Source organism: Marinagarivorans sp. (assembly GCF_982758155.1).
This window is the reverse complement of the sequence record NZ_CEXWTU010000280.1, coordinates 1-5,578: the sequence shown is the minus strand read 5'-3', so window position 1 is coordinate 5,578 and position 5,578 is coordinate 1. Positions and strand designations below refer to the sequence as shown.

The 5,578-nt window shown below is 45.3% G+C and carries 4 protein-coding genes; 1 reads left to right on the top strand and 3 read right to left on the bottom strand.

All coding sequences use genetic code 11. The features are described from left to right. The 3 genes from AC3A8L_RS19340 to AC3A8L_RS19330 form a co-directional block, all read right to left on the bottom strand. Positions 1 to 904 (bottom strand): ABC transporter permease (locus AC3A8L_RS19340; RefSeq protein WP_487963914.1); only part of this gene is annotated, 904 nt, incomplete at its 3' end. Then, positions 905 to 1,921 (bottom strand): microcin C ABC transporter permease YejB, encoded by a 1,017-nt coding sequence (locus tag AC3A8L_RS19335; RefSeq protein ID WP_487963913.1) that lies wholly within the window; start codon positions 1,919 to 1,921, stop codon positions 905 to 907. It lies immediately after the preceding gene. 61 nt (positions 1,922 to 1,982) lie between these two features. Further along, the gene (locus AC3A8L_RS19330; protein WP_487963912.1) at positions 1,983 to 3,812 is read right to left on the bottom strand and encodes an extracellular solute-binding protein; all 1,830 of its coding nucleotides are present in this window, start codon (positions 3,810 to 3,812) and stop codon (positions 1,983 to 1,985) included. A gap of 229 nt (positions 3,813 to 4,041) precedes the next feature. Between AC3A8L_RS19330 and AC3A8L_RS19325 the strand changes: the two genes are divergently transcribed. Next, positions 4,042 to 5,502 (top strand): HDOD domain-containing protein, encoded by a 1,461-nt coding sequence (locus AC3A8L_RS19325; RefSeq protein ID WP_487963911.1) that lies wholly within the window; start codon positions 4,042 to 4,044, stop codon positions 5,500 to 5,502. The last annotated feature ends 76 nt before the right edge of the window (positions 5,503 to 5,578 follow it).

The window sequence follows — 5,578 nt, the reverse complement described above, 5'->3', positions numbered from 1 at the left end:
TAACAAGCTCACCCAACGAGGCCGAGCCAGGGGGAAGGCCGAAGCCTAAAAAATCCAACGCGGTTAACGTGGAAACAGCGCCGGCTAAAATAAAAGGCATATACGTCATGGTAGCCACCATGGCATTGGGAAGCACATGGCGAATAATGATTTTACTGTCGCTTACACCCAATGCTTTGGCGGCTTTTACGTATTCAAAATTTCGAACGCGAAGGCATTCTGCGCGGACAAGGTCGACCAATCGCGTCCAGCTGAAGCAAAGCATTATTAATAGCAGCCACCATGCATTGGGTGTGATCATGCTTGAAATGATAATCAGTAAATATAATTCGGGTAGCCCAGACCAAATTTCGAGAAAGCGCTGGCCGACTATATCTATTTTCCCACCAAAATAGCCTTGTATAGCGCCAATGAATATTCCAATAAGACTGCTGCCAATGGTTAGGCCTAGCGCAAATAAAATCGATACGCGAAATCCATAAATACAGCGCGCCAGTACATCTCTAGCTTGATCGTCTGTGCCTAGCCAGTTTTTGGCCGTTGGTGGGGAAGGGGCTGGCTTGTCTAAGTTACTGATGTGTGTTTTGTAATTGTAGGGAATTGGCGGCCATAGAAGCCATCCATTACTTTCAATTAATTCAACCACATAAGGGTCGGTATAATCGGCTTCGGTTTCGAAATCGCCACCAAATTGTGTTTCTGGGTAGGTATTAAATACCGGGAAGTACCAATTACCGTTCTGGCTAGCCATTAAAGGCTTATCGTTGGCGATGACATTAGCGAACATGGAAATAAAAAGCAAAACGCTAAAAAGCCAGAGGCTCCATTTTGCACGCTTATTTCCCCAAAATACATCCCAGCGCCGTTGCGCAAGGGGGCTAAGTTTATCTCTTAGTGTGCTCATTTAACGCCCCCCTTCAAAAGTGATTCGAGGGTCAACCCAGTGATACACCAAGTCGGATAATAGTTTTAATAGCAGGCTTAGCAGGGTGAAGATATAAAGTGTGGAAAAAACGATGGGGTAATCGCGATTCACGATAGCTTCGTAGGTTAGTAGGCCAATGCCATCCAACGAAAAAATAACTTCAATCAATAGTGAGCCAGTAAAAAACATACCAATGAAAGCCGATGGGAAGCCGGCGATAATAATGAGCATCGCATTTCGGAACACATGGCCGTAAAGTATCTGCTTATTATCGAGACCTTTAGCTAATGCGGTTGTTACATATTGTTTGTTGATTTCATCGAGAAAAGAATTTTTGGTGAGCAGTGTTAGGGTGGCAAAACCGCCAATGGTGTAGGCCGTAAGGGGGAGCGCCAAATGCCAAAAATAATCGGCTATTTTACCTGCCAGTGTCAGTTCGGCAAAGTTATCTGAGGTTAGCCCACGCAGTGGAAACCAGTCTAGGTAACTGCCGCCGGCAAACACAACAACCAGTATCATCGCAAAAAGAAAGCCGGGAACCGCATAGCCAACTACGATGATCGAACTGGTCCAAACATCAAAAGGGCTGTTGTGGCGCAGTGCTTTTTTAATGCCTAGCGGGATTGATATTAAATAGATAAGGAGTGTGCTCCAAAGTCCTAGGGATATGGAGACGGGGAGTTTTTCGATGATTAAGTCTATGACGGAGCTATCACGATAAAAGCTGTCCCCGAAATCAAACACTAGGTAGCTTTTGATCATGACCCAGAACCGCTCGGCAGGCGGTTTGTCGAAACCATACTGGGCTTTTATTTGTTCCATTATCTCTGCGGGAATACCGCGTTGCATGGAAATTTCGCCAGAGGCTGAAACGCTATCGGCGCTGCCTCCGATAAGGCCTTGGTCGTGCATTGCGGACCCTTGCTTTAAACTTGCAACCGCCTGATCAATCGGTCCTCCTGGTGCGAACTGAACAATAATGAAGTTAATTAGCATTATCCCCGCCAGAGTGGGGATAATAAGGAATAGCCTTCTGAATATGTAGTTGGACATTTAGCTATTTTTTTCGCTTTAGTTTTTCGGCTTTATCCTTGTCGTACCACCAGGTGTAAAACCCAGCTTCATGGCGGAAGTCGTATGCAGGATTCGTTTCAGGGTATGAAAATTTGTCCCAAAAAGCTAAACGATTGGTCTTAGAGTGGTACATGGGAATTAGGTAATGCGAATGGGTTAATGTTCTATCGAGAGCCCGGGTTGCGGTAATTCGTTGTTCATCACTAGTGGCTGCAATTAGCGCTTTGATGGCGCTGTCAACGGCGGGGTTTTTAATGCCCATACGATTAGCCCCGCCTTCAATGTCTGCACTTTTACTTCCCCAAAGTAAAGCTTGCTCATCCCCTGGTGTGTCAACGCCCATTAATACAATTTGAACTAAGTCATAATCAAAAGTTTGTATTCGATTGCTTCTTTGGGCTGCATCCATTAATCGGATGTTAACTTGAATTCCGAGTTTTTTAAGGTTTGCAATCCAGGGGTTAAGCACTTTGTCAGACCCCGACTCTTTAGTAATGATTTCCATCTCAACGACTATATTTGTTTTGGGGTCTATGAGTTTGCCATTCTGTATCCGGTAGCCTGCATCAGTAAGGATTTTTTTCGCCATGTGGAGCTGTTTACGATTGTTGCCGCTTCCGTCCGTTACTGGTGGTTGGTACGCCTCGCCAAAAACTTCTTGAGGCAATTGATCTTTGAATGGGTTTAGCAGGGCAAGCTCACTTTTGGATGGTGTTCCTTGAGCTGCGTATTTTGTGTTTTCGTAAAAACTTTTCGTTCTGCTATAGGAGCCGTAAAAGATGTTTTTTTTCGTCCATTCAAAATCGAAAGCAAGATTCATAGCCTTCCGTAAAGCTATATTCTGAAGTTGAGGTTTGCGTTGATTAAAGTAAATTCCGTGGATCCCGCTAGCTCTTGAATCTTCAAACTCTAGTAGTTTCATGTCTCCTTTGTGGACTGCAGCTATATCATAACCGGTACCCCAATTCTTGGATGTTAATTCATACTGGTAATCAAATGCTCCACTCTTAAATGCTTCAAACTGAACGTCGCGGTCGCGGTAGTAGTCGACATGAATTTTGTCAAAGTTATACATTCCTTTGTTGACGTTTAAATCTTTAGCCCAGTAGTTTTTGTCGCGTACATAGACGATGGATCTGCCAGCATCAAACCTCTCTATTTTATAGGCGCTACTACCCATGGGGATAGTCAATCCGCTTTTTGCGAAATCCTTTCCTTCCCAAAAGTGTTTGGGGAACACTGGGAGCCCTGCCAATGTATTTAACACATCTTGATTCTGAGGGTTGCTAATCTCAAACTTTATTTTTTTTGGGGATAATATCTGTGACTCGCCGATGTCTGCAAAGTACATTTTATAGGCTGGGTTTCCCTTTTCTATAAGGGTTTTTAACGAGAATTGTACATCTTCGCTAGTAATGGGCTGGCCGTCAGAAAATTTTGCGTCGGGATGTAAGTTAAATATGATCCAGCTTTTGTTTTCAGGGTATTCCACACTTTTAGCCACAAGACCGTACATCGTATCAGGTTCATCTGCCGAGCTTACCATCAAGGAATCGTACATAAGGGTGCAGTTACGTTCTGGGACGCCCTTTAGCACAAAGTAATTCAAGCTATCGTAGCTGCCGAGTTCTCCAATCCTAACTTCACCGCCTTTTACCGCCTTTTCTGAGGTGTATTCAAACCGCGTGAAGTCTTTAGGGTACTTTGGTGTGCCGTACTTGGTGAGCGCATGCGACTTAATAATAGTCTCAGCAAAACAAGCTGACGAGAGGATAAGGGTTGCACAAAAAACAAGCAGAGTTCGAATGGGCACGATATTGAACCTTCTATAAGACAAGTGGGCACAAGTTACCAATTTGGTGCTACTTTTTAAATAGGTAATCAATTGTTTTTATGGCTTCTGAGTATAGATGACCGCTGCGGCTTTGTATTCGACAAACTATTGCCGTTGGCGCGCATGTCAACTATCGACCAAGCATACAGGATTGAGTTCAATGAGGCTGCAGTTGTATCAGCAGCTTAGCTGAAAAGTAGGGGTAAGCATGCTGCAACCGTTTAAGTTCGAGAAGGAAGGAAAGGGCACCGACTACTGGGTGCGCCGGCTTATGCGGCAAAACATGCCTGTTGCAGGAAATGTGATTGCCGAACTGAACAAGCTGTCTGAAAACGATGATGCACACCTTAATCATCTAGCCGAGCTTATTCTGCGAGACCCAAATCTTACATCGCATGTGCTGCGCATTGCCAATAGTGTGCAGTACAGTGGCTCTAAGGGGCGTGTTAATACGGTCAGCCGTGCGATTGTGATTATTGGTTTGAAGGGAATGCGCGCTATTTGCATCTCCCTAATGTTAATTGATTCGCTTTTGAAAAACGGTTCTAAAGAGCGAATGCTTGAAATAGTCGCGCAAGGCTTCCATGCCGCTACGCAAGCAAGGGCCCTGATGGCTGCACAGGATGAGGAGGCCGCTGAAGAGGTCTTTATCGCGGCGTTACTTTATAATTTGGGCGAAATGGCTTATTGGTCCTCTACTGATGTGTCCAGTAAAAACGACTCATTGGTGACTGATAGCACAAAAGCCCGAACCGAAGCCGCGCAAGAGGTTCTCGGTACAACCTTTAATAAGATCACTAAGGGTTTAGCGCGGCAATGGAAGCTGGGTGCAACCCTAGAAGAGGCACTTATTCCGGGCAAGGATCCGTCGCTTAAAGCGCGTGCTGTGATTCTTGGCGAGCAGATTAGTCGTGCAGCGCTTAAGGGCTGGGATTCCCCTGGCATGAAAAAGTTAGTGCAGGACGTTTCCCGTTATACCTATTTAGAACCGGATGAGTGCTTAGCGAATTGCCAAGAGCAAGCCGAGGCAGCGTTGGACGTTGCGCGCCAATATGGGGCTAGTGATGTTTGCCATATGATCCCGAGTCGCCATCAAACGTTTAAGCGCCCAGAGCCAGCGGCCGTAAAAATCAGCCGCATTATGAAAAGTGACCCTCAATTACAGTTGAATATTTTGCGCGAGTTGGCGAGTACCGCTGCGCAAAAGCACAATGTGAATACCATTTTTCAAATGGTGATCGAAGGTATTCATCGTGGTGTTGGTATGGAGCGGGTAGCGGTAGGCTTCATTAAGGATTTTCGTGTGACGGCAAAGTACAGTCTTGGGCATGGTGCAGAAGACTGGCGAGAAAAATTTAATTTTGATGCGGGCCCTTACGCGGATAATGTTTTTGTGGAAGCGGTTGAGAAGGGTGGTCTACTTTGGGTGAACGGTGCTTTTTTTAAGCAAAATAAGGCCGTGGGTCAAAAGGAAACGACCAAAGTTCTGGGTGGTGTGGATTGCTTGATTTACGTGTTGGAAGTGAACGGTAAAAAGCCGGGGCTTATTTATGCAGATAGAGCGGACTTCGGCGGCTTGATTACGCAAAACCATGCCGATAGTTTTTTGCATTTTGCTTCGCAGGCGCAATATTGCTTGCAGGCAATGTCTAGTGTTAACAGGCGTTAGGGTCGAGGAAAAAATACTTTATCTATTCAGGTGGGTTCGAAATCATGCCCATTCAAAAGGCGAGCTGATTGTTTTC